The organism is Agromyces humatus (genome assembly GCF_021228295.1).
GTDB lineage: Bacteria > Actinomycetota > Actinomycetes > Actinomycetales > Microbacteriaceae > Agromyces > Agromyces humatus.
On record NZ_JAJQPD010000006.1, the window covers coordinates 256,658 to 274,140 of the forward strand.

At 70.5% G+C, this 17,483-nt stretch carries 15 protein-coding genes; 7 read left to right on the plus strand and 8 right to left on the minus strand.

From position 1 onward, the window contains the following. Positions 1-2 precede the first annotated feature (2 nt). On the minus strand, positions 3-1,550 hold the full coding sequence (locus LSF15_RS12230; protein ID WP_232498813.1) for a pyridoxal phosphate-dependent decarboxylase family protein: 1,548 nt from the start codon (positions 1,548-1,550) through the stop codon (positions 3-5). Then, positions 1,535-2,914, minus strand: a complete 1,380-nt coding sequence (locus LSF15_RS12235; RefSeq protein WP_232498814.1) for an MFS transporter — start codon at positions 2,912-2,914, stop codon at positions 1,535-1,537. The genes LSF15_RS12230 and LSF15_RS12235 overlap by 16 nt, the downstream gene beginning before the upstream one ends. A gap of 55 nt (positions 2,915-2,969) precedes the next feature. On the opposite strand from LSF15_RS12235, the gene LSF15_RS12240 reads away from it, so the two are divergent. Further along, positions 2,970-4,520: a succinic semialdehyde dehydrogenase gene (locus tag LSF15_RS12240; RefSeq protein ID WP_232498815.1), complete on the plus strand. Its 1,551-nt coding sequence runs from the start codon at positions 2,970-2,972 to the stop codon at positions 4,518-4,520. A 12-nt stretch (positions 4,521-4,532) separates the two neighbouring features. Here LSF15_RS12240 and LSF15_RS12245 read toward each other — a convergent pair whose 3' ends face one another. Continuing rightward, on the minus strand, positions 4,533-4,928 hold the full coding sequence (locus tag LSF15_RS12245) for a sec-independent translocase (protein WP_232498816.1): 396 nt from the start codon (positions 4,926-4,928) through the stop codon (positions 4,533-4,535). Positions 4,929-5,021: 93 nt separating this feature from the next. Here LSF15_RS12245 and LSF15_RS12250 point away from each other — a divergent pair, with 93 nt between their 5' ends. Then, on the plus strand, positions 5,022-5,654 hold the full coding sequence (locus LSF15_RS12250) for an O-methyltransferase (RefSeq protein ID WP_232498817.1): 633 nt from the start codon (positions 5,022-5,024) through the stop codon (positions 5,652-5,654). 97 nt (positions 5,655-5,751) lie between these two features. Here LSF15_RS12250 and LSF15_RS12255 read toward each other — a convergent pair whose 3' ends face one another. The 3 genes from LSF15_RS12255 to dapE all read right to left on the minus strand — a co-directional run bounded on the left by LSF15_RS12255 (position 5,752) and on the right by dapE (position 8,421). Beyond that, a complete protein-coding gene (locus LSF15_RS12255) occupies positions 5,752-5,925 on the minus strand; it encodes a DUF3117 domain-containing protein (protein WP_067875042.1) in 174 nt (57 codons plus the stop codon). 140 nt (positions 5,926-6,065) lie between these two features. Beyond that, complete coding sequence (locus LSF15_RS12260) at positions 6,066-7,313, minus strand: putative hexosyltransferase (RefSeq protein ID WP_232498818.1); 1,248 nt, start codon at positions 7,311-7,313, stop codon at positions 6,066-6,068. Positions 7,314-7,323: 10 nt separating this feature from the next. Beyond that, positions 7,324-8,421, minus strand: a complete 1,098-nt coding sequence (dapE, locus tag LSF15_RS12265; RefSeq protein ID WP_232498819.1) for a succinyl-diaminopimelate desuccinylase — start codon at positions 8,419-8,421, stop codon at positions 7,324-7,326. A gap of 135 nt (positions 8,422-8,556) precedes the next feature. On the opposite strand from dapE, the gene LSF15_RS12270 reads away from it, so the two are divergent. From LSF15_RS12270 to LSF15_RS12280, 3 genes are all read left to right on the plus strand, one after another. Next, positions 8,557-9,741, plus strand: coding sequence for a carboxylate-amine ligase (locus LSF15_RS12270; RefSeq protein ID WP_232498820.1), 1,185 nt, complete (start codon positions 8,557-8,559; stop codon positions 9,739-9,741). Positions 9,742-9,810: 69 nt separating this feature from the next. Beyond that, a complete protein-coding gene (gene dapD, locus LSF15_RS12275) occupies positions 9,811-10,776 on the plus strand; it encodes a 2,3,4,5-tetrahydropyridine-2,6-dicarboxylate N-succinyltransferase (RefSeq protein WP_232498821.1) in 966 nt (321 codons plus the stop codon). A 129-nt stretch (positions 10,777-10,905) separates the two neighbouring features. Next, positions 10,906-13,503 (plus strand): penicillin acylase family protein, encoded by a 2,598-nt coding sequence (locus LSF15_RS12280; protein ID WP_232498822.1) that lies wholly within the window; start codon positions 10,906-10,908, stop codon positions 13,501-13,503. A 46-nt stretch (positions 13,504-13,549) separates the two neighbouring features. Here the strand turns inward: LSF15_RS12280 and LSF15_RS12285 are convergent, their stop codons facing one another. Continuing rightward, on the minus strand, positions 13,550-13,981 hold the full coding sequence (locus LSF15_RS12285; protein ID WP_232498823.1) for an Lrp/AsnC family transcriptional regulator: 432 nt from the start codon (positions 13,979-13,981) through the stop codon (positions 13,550-13,552). Positions 13,982-14,102: 121 nt separating this feature from the next. On the opposite strand from LSF15_RS12285, the gene ocd reads away from it, so the two are divergent. Next, positions 14,103-15,131, plus strand: a complete 1,029-nt coding sequence (ocd, locus tag LSF15_RS12290) for an ornithine cyclodeaminase (protein WP_269756405.1) — start codon at positions 14,103-14,105, stop codon at positions 15,129-15,131. A gap of 3 nt (positions 15,132-15,134) precedes the next feature. Further along, on the plus strand, positions 15,135-16,124 hold the full coding sequence (ctlX, locus tag LSF15_RS12295) for a citrulline utilization hydrolase CtlX (RefSeq protein ID WP_232498824.1): 990 nt from the start codon (positions 15,135-15,137) through the stop codon (positions 16,122-16,124). Here the strand turns inward: ctlX and LSF15_RS12300 are convergent. After that, the gene (locus tag LSF15_RS12300) at positions 16,109-17,407 is read right to left on the minus strand and encodes a citrate synthase (protein WP_232498883.1); all 1,299 of its coding nucleotides are present in this window, start codon (positions 17,405-17,407) and stop codon (positions 16,109-16,111) included. The genes ctlX and LSF15_RS12300 overlap by 16 nt on opposite strands. Positions 17,408-17,483: the final 76 nt, after the last annotated feature.

Here is a 17,483-nt window from a genome sequence, read left to right on the forward strand (position 1 = left end):
GCCTACTCGATCGACGACTGCGGCTCCACCACTCGCGCGAGCAGTTCGATGAGCAACCGCTCGGTGAGCGCCCCCGGCAGCGCCTCGACGAGCGCGAGCACCGGCGCCAACTGCGCAGGCAGCGCACCCCCATCGGGCGCGCCGGCATCACCGAGCAGTCCCGCCGCCCGCAGCAACGCCGCGGCGTTGTCCGAGTCGAGCCCGCCCCCGACCGCGGCCGCCGCCTCGAGCGCCCCTGCGCCCCCGGGCAACGCCGCCGCAAGTCCGGCCGCAACGGCCGAGCCATCGACCGGCGGCACCCCGCGCACCCTCTCGGCCGCGTCGTCGAGCGCTGCAGTGAGTTCAGGCAGCACCGCCTCGGTGACGGGCGTCACCGTGAGGTGGGTGGTGTGCGGCAGCCGGCCGCCGTCGGCTTGGACGAGCCCCGGCTGCAGCTGCAGGTGCCACCCCGACGCGCGGGCCGCGTCGGCCCAGTGATGCGGGTCGACCCGGCGCTCGACAGGCACCGAGTCGTCGGTCGCAACGGCGAACAACGGCCCGGCCGGTGCGCCGATGACCCGCAGGCCCTCGATGTGCTCGACGCACGAGCGCAGCGCGGTGGTCGCCCGTGCCGCCCGGCCGGTGAGTTCGGCGAACCCGGGCTCGCCGAGCGCCTCGATGATGGCCCACGCCGCGGCGAGCGGGCCGGCGGGCTTCGACCCCGTCATGGTCGGGTTCACGACGGGGTAGCCCGGCCACGCGGTCGTCGCGAAGTACTGATGCCGTTGCCGATCGCGTCCGCGCGTGAGCAGCACCGAGACGCCCTTGGGCGCGTACCCGTACTTGTGCAGGTCGGCCGAGAGGCTCATCACGCCTGGCACCGAGAAGTCCCACGCGGGCAGCCGATCGGGCCAGAACGCGAGCGCGAACCCGCCGATGCACGCGTCCACGTGCAATGCGATGCCCCGTACAGCGGTGATCGCCGCGACATCCGCTACCGGATCGAGGCTCGCGAACGGGTACGACGGCGCGCTGACGACGACGAGCGCGACGTCGTCGCCGAGCCGCTCCGCGATCGCGGCGACGGCGGGAGCCCCGGTCGCGGGGTCGACCGGCACGAGGTCGAGCTCGAGCCCGAGATAGTGCGCGGCCTTGTGGAACGCGGCGTGCACGGTGACCGGGGCGACGATGCGCGGCACTCGCGGCGTGCCGAGGCGCGCCGACCGCCACGCGTCGCGGGCGGACTTCACGGCGAGCAGGCAGCTCTCGGTGCCGCCCGAGGTCACCGAGCCGACCACGTCGTCGTCACCGCCGAACACCGTCCGTGCGAAGCCGACGACGCCGGCCTCCAGCGCGGCGACCGAGGTGAACGTCGTCGGGTCGAGCCCGTTGACCGGCTGCACCAGCCGGGCCGCCGCGGCCGCGAGGTCGTCGAGTTCGGGAACCCCCGAGTCGTACACGTACGAGAGCACGCGGCCGCCGTGGGTGGGTGCGTCGCCGGCGCGCAGCGCCTCGAGATCGCTGAGGATGTCGGATGCCTCGCGGCGCAGGTCGATCACTGGGTGCTCCATTCGCGCGAGGCGGCGGCATCGGCGTTCACGTCGGCCCGTCGCAGCGGGTAGGCGCGAAGCACGACCACGCTGACGAGCACGAGCGCTGCGGGAACGACACTGAACGCCACGGCGATGCCGGCGATCGCGGTGGGCGACTGCGTGACCGTCTCGGCGCCGACCGACTCGATATAGCCGGTGAGGGCGAGCACGACCGTGAGCAATGCGGCACCGAGCGCCATGCCCGCCGTCTCACCCGCGGTCCACACCCCGCCGAAGCTGCCGGCACGATCGACGCCGGTCTGCCGCGCATCATGCGAGATGACGTCGGGCAGCATCGCCATCGGCAGCGACTGCATGCCCGCGTAGGCGGCACCTGCGACGGCGACGGGCAGGTACACCCACGGGCCAGGCGCCCACACGAGCACGACCAGGCTGAGCGCGGCGCCGGTGAACACGAGGCTCGCGAGGCGGAACCCGCGCTCCTTGCCGATGCGCCCGGCGACGCGCTGCCACACGGGGGCGAGCAGCACGGCGGGCGCGATGAGGGCGATGAAGAGCAGCGTCACCGCCGCCTCGGAGTCGAGCACCCACGTCGCCACGAACTGCGCCCCTGCGAGCATCAGTCCCGTCGCGAGCCCCTGCAGCACGAATGCGCCCAGCAGGGAGCGGAACGGTGCGCTGCGTCGGAGCGCGCGGAGGCCCTCACGGTACCCGTCGTCCGGCTTCGACACGACGGGCGAGGCCGGCGGCGGGACATCCGATCGCTTCGCGGTGCCCGCGCTCACGAACATGCCGGCGCCGATCACGAGGCCGGCCACGATCGCCATGACCAGGTAGCCGACGTGCTCGTCGGCGAACGCGCGACGTACCTCGGGCCCGCCCGCGCCGAACAGGAGGATCGCGATCGTGAGCACCACGACGCGCCACGTCAGCAACCGCGTGCGCTCGTCGTAGTCGGCGGTGAGCTCGGCAGGCAGCGCGATGTAGGGCACCTGGAAGAGACTGAAGGCGGTCGCCGTCGCGAGGAACGCGAGGAAGACCCAGACGGCGGATGCCCCGGGCGTGAAGCCCGTGGGCACCGCGAACGTGAGCGCGAACCCGGCCGGAAGGGCGATCGCCCCGACGAGCATCCACGTGCGGCGGGTGCCCGTGCGGGCGAGGGCGCGGTCGCTGCGTGCGCCGATCCACGGGTCGATCACGACGTCCCACACCTTGGCCGCGGTGACGACGAGGCCGGCGATCAGCGCGCTCACGCCGAGGGTGTCGGTCAGGTAGTACACGAGCACGAGGCCGGGCAGGGTCGCGAAGCCGCCGGTGCCGATCGAACCGATCGCATACCTGGCCACGACCCCGCGCGCGAGAGGTCGCTCCACTGCGGTCATGGAGGCAGTGTACTCACTACCCGGCGAAGTGGGTCACTTGACCTAGACTGTGCTGATGCGAGCCGCGATCGCCTCCCCCGCCCTGTTCGAGCGCCTCACCGACGACGTCGTCGCGTCGGGCGCCGAGACCACCGCCGTGCCCACCCCGTCGACCGGGGAGGTGCTGCACCACCTGCCCCGGTCGAGTGCCGACGACGTGCGCGACGCCGTCGCCCGGGCGCGCCTCGCACAGCTGGCATGGGCCCGCGCGGGGTTCGCCGCGCGTCGGCGCGTGCTGCTCGCCGCGCACGACCTCATCCTCGAGCGGCGTGAGCTGCTGCTCGACCTCGTGCAACTCGAGAGCGGCAAGACGCGTGGCCAGGCCTTCGAGGAGATCTACCAGGCGGCCGGTGCCACCCGCTACAACGCGCTCGCGGCGCGGCGTGTGCTCGGCGCACGCCGCACGCGGTCGGGGGTGCCGACCATCACGACGACCCGGGTGCGCTACCGCCCGAAGGGCGTCGCGGGGGTCATCACCCCGTGGAACTACGCGCTGAGCCTCGCGGCGATGGACGTGGTTCCCGCGCTCGCCGCCGGCTGCGCCGTCCTGCAGAAGGCCGACGACCAGGGCGCCCTGACGATCCTCGCCCTGCGTCGCGCGTTCATCGACGCCGGGCTTCCCGAGGCACTGTGGGCCGTCGTCGCCGGCCCCGCCGCCGAGGTCGGCGAGGCACTGACCGACGAGGTCGACTACATCTGCTTCACCGGATCGACCGCCACGGGTCGCACGATCGCCGAGAAGGCGGGGCGACGCCTGGTCGGGGCATCCCTCGAACTCGGCGGCAAGAACGCCCTGCTCGTGCTCGACGACGTCGACCCCGTGCAGACGGCGGCGAGCGCCGCGCACGCCGCATTCTCGGCGATGGGGCAGCTGTGCGTCTCGATCGAGCGCATCTACGTCGACCAGAAGGTCGCTGCGCCGTTCCAGCGCGCCCTCATCGGGCGCCTCCGCGAGGCGAAGCTCGGCTCGGCCCTCGAGTACGACGCCGACTACGGCTCGCTCGCGAGCGCCGCGCAGCTCGAACGGGTCGAGGCGCACCTCGCCGATGCGGTGGCGAAGGGGGCGACCGTGCTCGTCGGCGGCCGGCACCGACCCGACATCGGGCCGTGGTTCTTCGAGCCGACCGTGCTCACCGGGGTCACCCCCGACATGGCCGTGTACGCCGAAGAGACCTTCGGTGCGATCGCGTGCCTCTACCTCGTCAACGGCGACGACGAGGCCCTGCTCGCCGCGAACGCGAGCGACTACGGGCTGAACGCGGCGGTCTTCACCCGCTCGCCGCGCCGCGCGCGACGCATCGCCGACGCGCTCGACGCCGGCAGCGTGAACATCAACGAGGGCTACCGGGGCGCGTTCTCATCGATCGCAGCGCCCATGGGCGGCATCAAGCAGTCGGGCCTCGGACGTCGCAACGGCGAGGTGGGACTGCTGCGCTTCGTCGACCCCGTGACGATCTCGTCGACGACCGGGCTGTTGCAGCTGCCGCACACCGCCTCCGAGTACCGCGGCCTCGTGCCGCCGCTGCTCCTGCTCGCTCGGGCCCTCAAGGCAGCCCGCCGACGCTGACCGCGTGGTGCGTCAGGTCGCCTCGGAGTCGAACGGCGCGGGCTCTTCGGCGCCGAGTGCTTCGCGCTTGCGCTTGCGCTGCAGGTAGGCGGAGTTCTCGTTGACGGCGGCTCGTCCGACGACGGGTGCGGCCGACTGCTCTTCGGCGAACGGGTCGACGTCGGTGAGGGCCTCGCGGATGATGCGGCGCGGATCGTACTGGCGCGGATCGAGCTTCTTCCAGTCGAGGTCGTCGAAGTCGGGGCCCATCTCTTCGCGCATGCGGTCTTTCGCCCCGGTCGCCATGTCGCGCAGCGAGCGCACGAGCCGCCCGAGCTGCGCGGCGTAGTGCGGCAGCCGTTCAGGGCCGAGCAGGAAGACGGCGATCACCCCGATGATGAGGAGCTTCTCGAACGTCAGACCGAACATCCCTACAGGATAGTCGGCGGCGAGGCGTACGAACGCCACGTCTCCTCACCTTTAGGCTGGGGACTCGAGAGATTCACCCGGGAGCCGAGAAACGTGTCCGATCACGACCTGAACTGGAAGTACGTCGACGAGTCCGTCGTCGAGTCCGAGCCCATCGTGAAGGCCCGCCAGCAGTCGCTCGAGCTCGGCGTCGAACCGGTCTCGCCGGCGGTCGGTGCGCAGCTCGCGGTCATCGCCGCGTCGACCCGGGCGGGCTCGATCATCGAGGTCGGCACGGGTGTCGGCGTCTCGGGCCTGTGGATGCTGCAGGCGTCGCCGCGCGCACAACTCACCTCGATCGACACCGAGAACGAGTACCAGCAGCACGCACGAGCGCACTTCGCCGACGCCGGCATCGCCCCGGCGCGAGTGCGGCTCATCGCGGGGCGGGCGGGCGAGGTGCTCCCCCGCATGAACGAGAGCTCGTACGACATCGTCTTCGTCGACGCCGATGCACCGTCGGTGATCGAGTACGCCGAGCATGGCCTTCGCCTGGCGAAGCCGGGCGGCTGCGTGCTCGTGGCGCGGGCCCTGTGGAAGGGCCGGGTCGCCGACCCGTCGAAGCGCGACGAGGCCGCGAGCGCGTTCCGCACGCTGATCGGCGAGCTCGCCGCGTCGACTGCGGTCGCGACGGCGATCTCGCCCGCGGGCGACGGCCTCCTGCAGATCGTCAAGCTCGGCGCCTGAGACGGCTTCCGCGGGTTGAGGACGCGCCTCCTCGACCCACGCGCTGGAAACACCACGGGCCCCGAGTCTCCTCGGGGCCCGTTGACGTAGGTGTGACTCAGGCAGGGTTCACGACGCCACCGAGGACGTCGTAGAGCTCCTTGGCCTCAGCGTCGTTCACCGAGACGACGAGACGGCCTCCACCCTCGAGCGGAACCCGCACGATGATGAGTCGACCCTCTTTCACAGCCTCCATAGGCCCGTCTCCGGTGCGTGGCTTCATGGCCGCCATTGAGCTCCCCTTTCGTGGCTGAGATTCCATTATCTGTCATCAGCGGCGGTGCTGGGAAATCGCCCGGAATCCGGGGGCCATTCCATGAGCTCGCATGAAGGTGCCGCAGCCCTGAAACCGGTAGGCGTTTCCCGGGCCGATCAGGGAGGAGTCCAGTCGACGCCGTCGATGCCCCACGCGATCATCAGCCAGCCGACCTGCAGCGCGACGAACACCACGACGATCGCCCACCGGTACCACCGCGCCCGCGGCACGGCGAGCGCCCCCACCAGCGGGAACATCGGCGCGAGGATGCGGAAGGTGCTCGACTGCGGAAAGAACACCGCGAGCAGGTAGAGCCCGTAGCTCGCGAGCCACAGCCTGATGTCGATGCCGAGCCGCTTGACCGCGGGCAGGAACAGCATCACCGCGAAGCTCACGACGAACACGACGACGGCCGCCATGCCGAGCCATGCGGGCAGCCGCACCCATTCGGCCCACCACGCGGCACCCTGGAACCACGCGGTGAACGGCACGAGCTCGTGATACCCGATGTAGGCCGAACGCCACGCGAGCTCGGTCGCCATGTACCCGTCGAATTCGCCGGTCACGAGCCACACGATTCCCGGCCACGCGAATCCCACGACGACCGCGAAGGCGGTGACGGACGCCGCGACCATGCGCTCGCGCATCGGGAACGGGTCGCGCCCACGGTGCCACCACCGCCACACCCAGTGCAACCCGAGCGTGAGGGCGAACGCCAGCGCCCCGGGCCGGGTGAACGCCCACGCCGTGAGCACGGGCACGAGCCATCCGTATCGCCGGTCGACCAGCAGCAGCAGCGCGAGCGCGAGCCACAGGAATCCGAGCGATTCGGCGTACCCGAACTGCATGATCGGCGACACCGGCGCGACGGCGAACAGCACGACCGCGAACAGCGCGCGGTCGGGTTCGAGGAATCGCGACATGAGGCGGTGCAGCACGAGTGCCGCGCCGAGCCCGGCGAGCACGGCGATGGTGACGGATGCCACGTTCCACGGCAGCCCGAGCCACGTCAGCAGCCCCGACAGCACGGGGAAGACCGGCAGGAACGCCCACGCGTTCTCGCCGACCTGCCCGGCGTCGGTGACGGGCAGCTCGCGCGGGTAGCCGCCGATCCAGATGATCTGGTACCACCGGGCGTCCCACAGGTTCGCGTATTCGAAGTACCCGGGTTTCGGGCCGGTCCACGGGTTCGCAGCCTGCCCGCTCGCGAGCACGAGCACGATCGTCGTCGTGATGAGCCGGGCGCCGAGGTAGATGGCGATGACCTTCGCCCACCACGGCGTGAGCCGCCACCGCACGCGCATCGACCAGCGCGTCGCGCGGAACGGGTCGTGCTCGCGCGCGGCCGCCTGCGAGGTGCTCATGCGCGACCGGTCAGTGCGCCGCACCCGTGAGCCACGCCCGCAGGGCGTGCTCGGTCGAGCGGATCTGGTCGAGGGCGACGCGTTCGTCGTCGGCGTGCGCCTTCAGCGGATCTCCGGGGCCGAAGTTCACGGCGGGCACGCCGAGGGCACTGAACCGCGCGACGTCGGTCCACCCGTACTTGGGTCGGGCCTCGGCGCCGACCGCACGCACGAACTGCTGCGCGAGCGGCGCGTCGAGTCCGGGCCGGGCTCCCTCGGCACCATCGACCACGGTCACCTCGAAGCCGTCGAAGAACTCGCGCACGAACTCGGATGCCTCGGCCAGGCTGCGGCTCGGAGCGAATCGGTAGTTCACGTCGAGCACGGCCTCGTCGGGGATGACGTTGCCCGCGACACCGCCCCGCACGACCACGGCGTTCAGTCCCTCGCGGTAGGCGAGCCCGTCGACGTCGACGGTCTCAGCCTCGTACTCGACGAGGCGGGTGAGCGCAGGCGCGAGCTTGTGGATCGCGTTCTCGCCGACCCAGCTGCGCGCCGAATGCGCCCGCAGCCCGGCGGCGCGCACCTCGGCGCGCAGGGTGCCGTTGCACCCGCCCTCGACCTGCCCGTTCGACGGTTCGCCGAGAATGGCGAAATCGCCCTCGAACAGGTCGGGGCGGTTGCCCGCGAGCCGCCCGAGGCCGTTGAGCCCTGCGGCGACCTCTTCGTGGTCGTACCACATCCATGTGAGGTCGACGATGGGTTCGGTGAGCTCGGCTGCGAGTTTCAGTTGCACGGCGACACCGGCCTTCATGTCGACGGTGCCGCGCCCCCAGAGGTAGTCGACGCCGTCGACGGTCTCGAAGCGGGTCGGCAGGTTCGCGTTGATCGGCACCGTGTCGAGGTGCCCGGCGATCACGACCCGGCGGTCGCGGCCGAGGTTCGTGCGCGCGACGACCGTGTCGCCGTCGCGGATGATCTCGAGATGGGATGCCCCGCCGAGTGCCGACTCGACGAGGTCGGCCAGGGTCGTCTCGTCACCTGAGACGCTCGGCACGTCGCAGATCGCCCGTGTGAGCGCGACGGAGTCGGCGGACAGGTCGAGCGAGGTCGGAGTCTCGGCGGGCATCCCCCAAGTCTATGGGCGTTGATCGGGCGTGCCATGTGGCAGTCAACCCCTTCCGCCACCGACGCCGCGGCCGCACACTGGATGGGACAGATCACGTCGGCACGGCGTGATCACGTTGGCGAGGGGTTGCGGCGCATGAGGCGCTTCGGCATCGAAGAGGAGTTCATGGTCCTCGATCGCCACCGGCTGGCTCCGGTGGCGCTGGGCGAGCGCATGCTGCGCACGCTGCGCGACGGCGCGTATGGTGAGCGCGTCACGGGTGAGTTCCTGGCCGCCCAGGTCGAATACGCGACCTCGATCCACCGGCATCTGCGGCGCGCCGCCGCCGAGCTGCACGGGTTCAGAAGGGAGCTCGCCTCGATCGCGCAGGACCTCGATGTCGTCGCGGTCGGCAGCGGGACGCCGTTCGATGCGTGCGACTCGTCGACGATGGTCACCGAGAAGGAGCGCTACCGGCGCATCGCCCGCAACTTCGGCGGCCTCGTGATCGACCACCAGGTGAACGGGCTCCATGTGCACGTCGAGGTCGAAGACCGCGAAGCCGGCGTGCGTGCGCTCAACGGGGTGCGACTCTGGTTGCCGTGCCTGCTGGCCCTCACCGGGAACGCTCCGTTCTGGCGCGGTCATGACACCGGGTTCGCGAGCTGGCGCACGCTGATCCTGCGGCGACTGCCGACGATGGGATGCCCTCCGCAGTTCGCCGACGCTGAGGACTACGCCGCTCGCTCGCGTGCCCTGGTCGCGACGGGCGCCATCACCGACCTGCAGGCGCTCGGCTGGGCCGCGAGACTGTCCGAGCGGTTCCCCACGATCGAAGTGCGCGTCTTCGACGCGCAGCTGACCGCGGCGGAGTCGCTGCTGGCGGCGGTGCTCACGCGTTCCATCGTCGCGACCGTCCTCGAGACCCCACCGCTCACTCGCCTTCCGCAGGAGATCCTCGACGGCTCGCTCTGGCTGGCGGCACGCAACGGCATGGCCGCCGATCTCGCCGACCCCTTCACGGGCGATCCCGCGACGGCGTGGTCGGTTGCCGACGCGCTCGTCGACTACATCGGCTCTGCTCTCGTCGGGCACGACGATCTCGCGTTCGTCACCGAGTCGCTCGCACGCATCCGCGCACGCGGCACCGGTGCGCAACGACAGGTCGAGGTCTTCCGGCGAGACGGGCCGATCGCATTGCGCCGGTGGTACACCGACACGCTCACCGAAGGTGGCGGCTCCACGCGGAGCGCCGCCCCGGGATCTGAGACCTTCAGGCGTGCCCGGATCGACGCCCCCACCCGGCTCGCGCCCGACGAGCAGAGCACGGTGGCCGGCTAGGCACGCGCTGCACCCACCCCAGGTGCCTCCCAGCGTCACACGCCCGAGCCGCCTCGCTACGCTTGAAGCATGCCCGCGAACGATGCCGCCACCGCTCCTGTCCGCACTGCCCACGGCGCCGGTCTCGCGACCGTCGCGGCCGACGGCATAGTGCTCGACGCGTGGTTCCCGAACCCCGGCCTGGTGGTCGAAAGCGGCGGCGAGGCATCCGCTCTCGCACCAGAGCATCTCGCCCTCGTAGGGTCCGACGAGCGACGCAACGTCACCGTCGAAGCCGTCGATCTCACGATCGACCTCGACGCCGCGCCCGCGGGCACGGCCGACGCGTACCTGCGCCTGCACCTGCTGTCGCACCTCGTCGTGCGCCCGAACACGATCAACCTCGATGGCATCTTCGCGCACCTTCCCTCGGTCGTGTGGACGAACGCAGGGCCGGTGCATCCCGACGACTTCACCCGTCTGCGGCCGGCGCTGCAGCGCGCCGGAATCCACGCCGAGGGGCTCGACAAGTTCCCGCGGCTGCTCGACTACGTCACGCCCGACCGCGTGCGCATCGCCGACGCCGCCCGAGTGCGCCTCGGCGCGCACCTCGCACCCGGCACGACCGTCATGCACGAGGGCTTCGTGAACTTCAACGCCGGCACCCTCGGCACCTCGATGGTCGAGGGGCGCATCTCGCAGGGCGTCGTCGTGGGCGACGGCAGCGACATCGGCGGCGGCGCGTCGATCATGGGCACGCTCTCGGGCGGCGGCACCCAGCGCATCGAGATCGGCGAGCGCGCGCTGCTCGGCGCGAACTCGGGCATCGGCATCTCGATCGGCGACGACTCGGTCGTCGAGGCGGGCCTCTACGTCACCGCCGGCACCAAGATCGTGCTGCTCGGCGGCAAGGGCGAACGGCCGAGCACCGTCAAGGCCGTCGTGCTCTCCGGGGTGCCGAACCTGTTGTTCCGGCGCAACTCGCTGAACGGCCAGGTCGAGGCGTTGTCGCGCTCGGGCGAAGGCGTGACCCTGAACGCCGCGCTGCACGCCTGAGCACAGGTCTCGATACGGCGCTGGCGCGCCGACTCGACCGGCGGCGCTGGCGCGCCCACTCGACCGACGGGAGTCCCGCCATTCCTCGGATACAGTGGTGCTTCCGATCACGCAGCACGAAGGAGTGACGTGGGTACCGACGCACCCAGAACCAGCAGGCATCGAGGGCTCAGCTTCCTGATCGGCCTGCTCGTCACCGTGCTCGTGCTCGCCGCGGTCGCCGCGGGCGTCGGGTGGTGGACCGTGCAGCGCTCGTTCCCCACGACGAGCGGCCGCGTGGACGTGCCGGGCCTCACCGCGTCGGTGACCGTGTACCGCGACGACGCGGGCATTCCGCAGCTCGTCGCCGAGACCGACCACGACCTCTTCTTCGCGCAGGGCTACGTGCACGCGCAAGACCGCTTCTGGGAGATGGACTTCCGCCGCCATGTCACCGCAGGCCGACTCGCCGAGCTGTTCGGCGAGTCGCAGGTCGGCACCGACGCCTTCATCCGCACCCTCGACTGGCGCGGCATCGCCGAGCGCGAATACGAACTGCTCGACCCCGCATCGAAGTCCTACTACGACGCCTACGCCGACGGCGTCAACGCGTACCTCGACGAACGCGGCGGCGCCGACCTCTCGCTCGAGTACGCCGTGCTCGCACTGCAGAATCCCGGCTACTCCCCCGAGCCGTGGTCGGCGATCGACTCGATCGCGTGGCTCAAGGCCATGGCCTGGGACCTGCGCTCGAACCTCGGTGACGAGATCGATCGTGCCCTGCTCGCCACGACGCTGACGCCCGAAGAGGTCGACTTCCTGCATCCCGAGTTCGCGTGGGGCGAGGTGCCCACGATCGTCGGCGGGCCGCTCGCCGCGGCTCCCGCCGCGACGTCGATCACGCCGCTCGGGGCCGCAGGGTCCGAGCCGGCCGCCGACCCGCTCGACGCCGACGCGGGCGAGGAGGCGGATGACCCACCCGCCGGCATCGGCGACGCCCTCACCTCCCTCAGCGCGGCGATCGACGGGTTGCCCGAACTGCTCGGTCCCGAGGGTGGCGATCTCGGCTCGAACTCGTGGGTGATCTCCGGTGCGCTCACCGAGTCCGGCCAGCCGCTGCTCGCGAACGACCCGCACCTCGGGCCGGCCATGCCCTCGATCTGGACGCAGATGGGCCTGCACTGCGCCGAGGTGCGCGACGACTGCGCCTTCGACGTCTCGGGCTACACATTCTCGGGGCTGCCCGGCGTCATCATCGGCCACAACGACCGCATCGCCTGGGGGTTCACGAACCTCGGCCCCGACGTCGCCGACCTGTTCATCGAACGCGTCGATGGCGACACCTACGAGCTCGACGGCGCACAGGTGCCGCTCACCACCCGCGAAGAGACCATCGAGGTGGCGGGCGGCGAGCCCGTCACGATCACGGTTCGCTCGACTGCACGCGGCCCGATCGTCACCGACATCAGCGACGACTTCGGCGACGTCGCAGCCGACTACCCCGCGGCATCCGGTTCGCCCGACGGAGACTACGAGGTGTCGCTGCAGTGGACCGCGCTCACGGCAGGCACGACGCCGCAGGCGGTCTTCGCGATGAACCGGGCGCGCGACTGGAACGGGTTCCGCGCCGCGGCCGAGCTCTTCGACGTGCCCTCGCAGAATCTCATCTACGCCGACGACTCCGGAAACATCGGGTACCAGGCGCCCGGTGACATCCCCGTGCGCCTGTCGGGCGATGGCACGGTGCCCCTGCCCGGGTGGACGAGCGCGAACGGATGGTCGGACAGCATCGCATTCGACGACCTGCCCTCGGTGCTGAATCCCGCCGCCGGCTACATCGTGACCGCGAACAACCCGGCCGCCGGCCCCGACGGCCCGCTGCTCACCGAGGACTGGGACCACGGCTACCGCGCCGTGGGCATCGACCGGCTCATCCGCGAGCGCCTCGCCGACGGCGGCAAACTGTCCGCCGACGACCTCGCCGAGATGCAGCTCGACACCGCCGACGCGAACGCGTCGACCTTCCTGCCGCTGATCGGCGAGCTCGACCTCGACGGCGACGCCGCCCGCGGCGCCGCCCTGCTCGACGGCTGGAACGGCCGCGCCGACGTCGAGAGCGCCGAGGCGGCCTACTTCGCCGTCTTCTGGCGCACCCTGCTCGACGACATGTTCGCGTCGCTGCCCGAACCCACCCGACCCCAGGGCGGCGACCGCTGGTACAAGGTCGTCGGCACACTGCTCGGCGAACCCGATTCGAAGTGGTGGAGCAGCAGCACGGGCGACACGGGCCGCGACGCCGTGATCGCCGGGGCGCTCGCCGCCGCGTGGACCGAGGCGTCCGCCCTCATGGGTGACAACCCCGACGGCTGGCGCTGGGGCGAGTTGCACACGCTGACCCTCACCAACGCGAGCTTCGGCGAGTCGGGCATCGGGCCGATCGAGTGGCTCTTCAACCGCGGACCCTACGAACTCGGCGGCGGCTCGTCGATCGTCAACGCGATCGGGTGGGACGCGACGCTCGGCTACGGCGTCGACTGGGTGCCGTCGATGCGCATGATCGTCGACCTCGACGACCTCGACGAATCACGCTGGATCAACCTCACCGGGGCGTCGGGTCACGCATTCAACCCTCACTACGACGACCAGGCGCCGTTGTGGCAGCGCGGCGAGCTGCGCCCGTGGCCGTTCACCATCAATGCCGTGCAGGATGCCGCGAATGACACCCTGCAGCTGCGCCCTGTCGGCTGACGGCCGGCTGACCGCCTGCGACCGCCGACTCACCGCGGGCTGACGACTACCGGAGCACCGAGCTCAGCAGCAGGCTCGTCTCGCTGTTCACGACGCCGTCGATCGACCGGATGCGCCCGAGCACACGGTCGAACTCGGCGAGGTTCTCGGTGCGCAGCTCGGCCACGAGGTCCCACCCGCCATTCGTCGTGTGCAGCGCGATCACCTCGGGCATGCCGCGCAGCCCGAAGATGACGTCGTCGGTCGTGCGCCCTTCGACCTCGATGAGCGAGATCGCGTGGATGGCGAGCGGTTCGAGCTCGTCGCGTACGCGCACCGAGAATCCGACGATGATTCCGGATGCCACGAGCCGATCGATGCGGCTGTTCACGGTCGCCCGTGCCACGCCGAGGGTGCGTGCGAGGCTCGCCACCGGCGCTCGCCCGTCTTCGCGCAACGCGGCGAGCAGCCGCCGGTCGAGATCGTCGAGCACTGTCATGCACAGATCGTACAGCTGCTCTTTACGTTCTGCGCAGCTTCGCGACGATTCGTGCACGCTTCTGGCGTTGCCGTTGCATATCGCCGAAATCTAGGCTCGATGCACGACCGAGAGGACCGCAATGACGAGTTTCGTCGATGTACGCAGCATGGCCGCCTGGGTGGCGAGCTCGGGGCCCGAGCAGGTGATCGCCGGCCTGGTCGACGAGCTCGACCGCGACTTCCGGCGCTGGGAGTCGTTCGACAAGGCGCCTCGGGTCGCGAGCCACACGCCGTTCGGCGTCATCGAGCTCATGCCCACGAGCGACCACGAGACCTACGGCTTCAAGTACGTCAACGGACACCCGTCGAACCCGGCACGCGGCTACCAGACGGTGACCGCGTTCGGCGTCCTCGCCGACGTGCACAACGGCTACCCGAACTTCCTCGCCGAGATGACGATCCTCACGGCACTGCGCACCGCGGCCACGTCGGCGCTCGCCGCCCGCGCACTCGCCCGCCCCGACTCGCGGGTGATGGCGATGATCGGCGCAGGAAGCCAGGCCGAGTTCCAGGCCCTCGCCTTCCGCACGACGCTCGGCATCGAGCGACTGCGCGTCTACGACGTCGACCCCGATGCCGTCGCGAAGCTCGCCCGCAACCTGCTGCCCCTCGGCTTCACGATCGAGGTCGCCGGCAGCGTCGCCGAAGCCCTCGACGGCGCCGACGTGGTCACCACGTGCACCGCCGACAAGGCCCGTGCCACGGTCATTCCCGACGAGCTCGTGCGGCCCGGAATGCACCTCAACGCGATCGGCGGCGACTGCCCCGGCAAGACCGAACTCGACGCCGCGATCCTCGACCGCAGCGCGGTGTTCGTCGAGTACACCCCGCAGACCCGCATCGAGGGCGAGATCCAGCAGCGAGGCGACGACTTCGCGGTCACCGAACTCTGGGAGGTGCTCACCGAGCGGGCCCCTGGCCGCACCGGCGACGAACAGGTGACCGTGTTCGACTCGGTCGGCTTCGCGATCGAGGACTTCTCGGCCCTGCGCTACGTGCGCGACCGCGTGGTGGGCACAGGATACGCGCAGGAGATCGATCTCGTGGCCGACCCAGACGACCCGAAGGACCTCTTCGGGCTCGTCGGCGCGTTCTCGCCGGTGGGCTGAGCCATGTCGGTCCAGGCACCGTCGGCGGTCGTCATGGTGCGGCCGCACCGCTTCCGCCCGAACGAGGCGACGCTGGCCGACAACGGCTTCCAGACCGACGCCGAAGGCCTCGACCTCGCCCGAGTCGCGGCATCCGCCTTCGACGAGGTCTCCCGCGCCGCCGACGCGCTCGACGCGGCCGGCGTCACCGTGCACCTCTTCGACGACGAGCGCGACGACCGGCCCGACAGCGTCTTCCCCAACAACTGGATCTCGACGCACTCGGGCGGCCACGTCGCCCTCTACCCGATGTTCACGCCGAATCGGCGGCTCGAGCGACGCGGCGACATCGTCGAGTTCCTGAAGGCGCAGTACCGGGTGCAGGACGTCATCGACTACTCGGGGCTCGAATACGACGACGTGTTCCTCGAGGGCACCGGCGCCATGGTGCTCGATCATGAGTACCGCATCGCGTACGCGACGCGGTCGAACCGCGCCGACCCGTTGGCCCTCGAACGGTTCTGCACCAACTTCGGGTACGAACCGATGGTGTTCGACGCGTCCGACGCTCGAAGCATCCCGATCTACCACACCAACGTCATGATGGCCGTGGCCACCGAGTTCGCCCTGGTCTGCCTCGACGCGATCGCATCACCCGTGCGCCGCATCGAAGTCGCCGACCGGCTCGCCGGTCGCGGACGTCGCGCGGTCATCGCACTCACGACCTCGCAACTCGACGAGTTCTGCGGCAACACCGTCGAGCTCGAGGCGCGCGACGGTCGCGTGCTGGCGCTCTCACGCCGCGCTCACGATGCGCTCACCGCAGATCAGCGCGCCCTCATCGAACGCAGTGCACGACTGCTGCCGCTCGACGTGCCGACGATCGAGCTCGCGGGCGGCTCGGTTCGATGCATGCTCGCCGGAGTGCATCTCGACCCGCGACCGCAGCGGGCACCGGAACACGAGAGGTCGATGGCCGGCCGTGAGGCCGCGCCCGTTCAGATGCCGGGGTAGTGCCGCTCGGGTTCGCCGATGTACAGCTGCTGGGGGCGGCCGATCTTGGTGGCCGGATCGAGGTTCATCTCGCGCCAGTGCGCCATCCAGCCGGGCAGGCGTCCGATGGCGAACAGCACCGTGAACATGCGGGTCGGGAAGCCCATGGCCTTGTAGATGACTCCGGTGTAGAAGTCGACGTTCGGGTACAGACGGCGCTCTTTGAAGTAGTCGTCCTGCAGCGCGAACTGCTCGAGCTCCTGCGCGATGTCGAGCAGCGGGTCGCTGACGCCGAGACCGGCGAGCACCTCGTTCGCCGACTGCTTGACGATCTTCGCGCGCGGGTCGTAGTTCTTGTAGACGCGGTGCCCGAAGCCCATGAGCTTCACGCCGTCTTCCTTGTTCTTCACACGCTCGACGAACTTGCCGACGCCCTCGCCCGAGTCGCGGATGCGCGCGAGCATCGCGAGCACGGCCTCGTTGGCGCCGCCGTGCAGCGGGCCCGAGAGCGCCTGAATGCCGGCCGAGATCGAGGCGTAGAGGTTCGCTCCGGTCGATCCGACGAGACGTACGGTCGAGGTCGATGCGTTCTGCTCGTGGTCTTCGTGCAGGATGAGCAGCCGGTCGAGGGCCTTCGCGAGCGTCGGGTCTTCGACGTAGCGCTCGGCCATGTTGCCGAAGTTCAGCCGCAGGAAGTTGGGCACGAAGTCGAGCGAGTTGTCGGGGTACAGGAACGCCTGCCCCACGCTCTTCTTGTGGGCATACGCCGCGATCACGGGCAGCTTCGCGAGCAGGCGCACCGTGGTGAGCTCGACGTGCTCGGGGTCGTGCGGGTCGATCGAGTCCTCGTAGTAGGTCGAGAGCGCCGAGACCGCGCTCGAGAGCACCGACATGGGGTGCGCCGTGTGGGGCAGCGCTGAGAAGAAGCGCTTGAGGTCTTCGTGCAAGAGGGTGTGGCGGCGCACCTTCTCGTCGAACTCGGCGAGCTGGTCGGCGGTGGGCAGCTCGCCGTAGATGAGGAGCCACGCCACCTCGAGGAAGGTCGAGTGCTCGGCGAGCTCTTCGATCGGGTAGCCGCGGTAGCGCAGGATGCCCTGTTCGCCGTCGATGTAGGTGATGGCCGACCGCGTCGAGGCGGTGTTCACGAAACCGTAGTCGAGGGCGGTGAGCCCGGTCTGGCGGGTGAAGGTGCCGAGGTCGAGGCTCGAGTTGCCGTCGACCGACCGCTGGATCGGGAACTCGGCCCGCCCGCCGGGGAATGAGAGCGTTGCAGCTGCGGGGTTCTGCCCCTCTGCATTGTTCACGACGTCGCTCACGGCGCCTCCTGTGATCGTCACTTGCGCGGTCACCTGCCTTCTGGCGGCGCGCCGGTCGGCGCGC

Bases quoted from the DNA above. Each gene is read 5' to 3' on its own strand.
- LSF15_RS12230 (WP_232498813.1), bottom strand. From the start codon at position 1,550: ATGGAGCACCCAGTGATCGACCTGCGCCGCGAGGCATCCGACATCCTC.
- LSF15_RS12235 (WP_232498814.1), bottom strand. From the start codon at position 2,914: ATGACCGCAGTGGAGCGACCTCTCGCGCGCGGGGTCGTGGCCAGGTAT.
- LSF15_RS12240 (WP_232498815.1), top strand. From the start codon at position 2,970: ATGCGAGCCGCGATCGCCTCCCCCGCCCTGTTCGAGCGCCTCACCGAC.
- LSF15_RS12245 (WP_232498816.1), bottom strand. From the start codon at position 4,928: ATGTTCGGTCTGACGTTCGAGAAGCTCCTCATCATCGGGGTGATCGCC.
- LSF15_RS12255 (WP_067875042.1), bottom strand. From the start codon at position 5,925: ATGGCGGCCATGAAGCCACGCACCGGAGACGGGCCTATGGAGGCTGTG.
- LSF15_RS12260 (WP_232498818.1), bottom strand. From the start codon at position 7,313: ATGAGCACCTCGCAGGCGGCCGCGCGCGAGCACGACCCGTTCCGCGCG.
- dapE (WP_232498819.1), bottom strand. From the start codon at position 8,421: ATGCCCGCCGAGACTCCGACCTCGCTCGACCTGTCCGCCGACTCCGTC.
- LSF15_RS12270 (WP_232498820.1), top strand. From the start codon at position 8,557: ATGAGGCGCTTCGGCATCGAAGAGGAGTTCATGGTCCTCGATCGCCAC.
- dapD (WP_232498821.1), top strand. From the start codon at position 9,811: ATGCCCGCGAACGATGCCGCCACCGCTCCTGTCCGCACTGCCCACGGC.
- LSF15_RS12285 (WP_232498823.1), bottom strand. From the start codon at position 13,981: ATGACAGTGCTCGACGATCTCGACCGGCGGCTGCTCGCCGCGTTGCGC.
- ocd (WP_269756405.1), top strand. From the start codon at position 14,103: ATGACGAGTTTCGTCGATGTACGCAGCATGGCCGCCTGGGTGGCGAGC.
- ctlX (WP_232498824.1), top strand. From the start codon at position 15,135: ATGTCGGTCCAGGCACCGTCGGCGGTCGTCATGGTGCGGCCGCACCGC.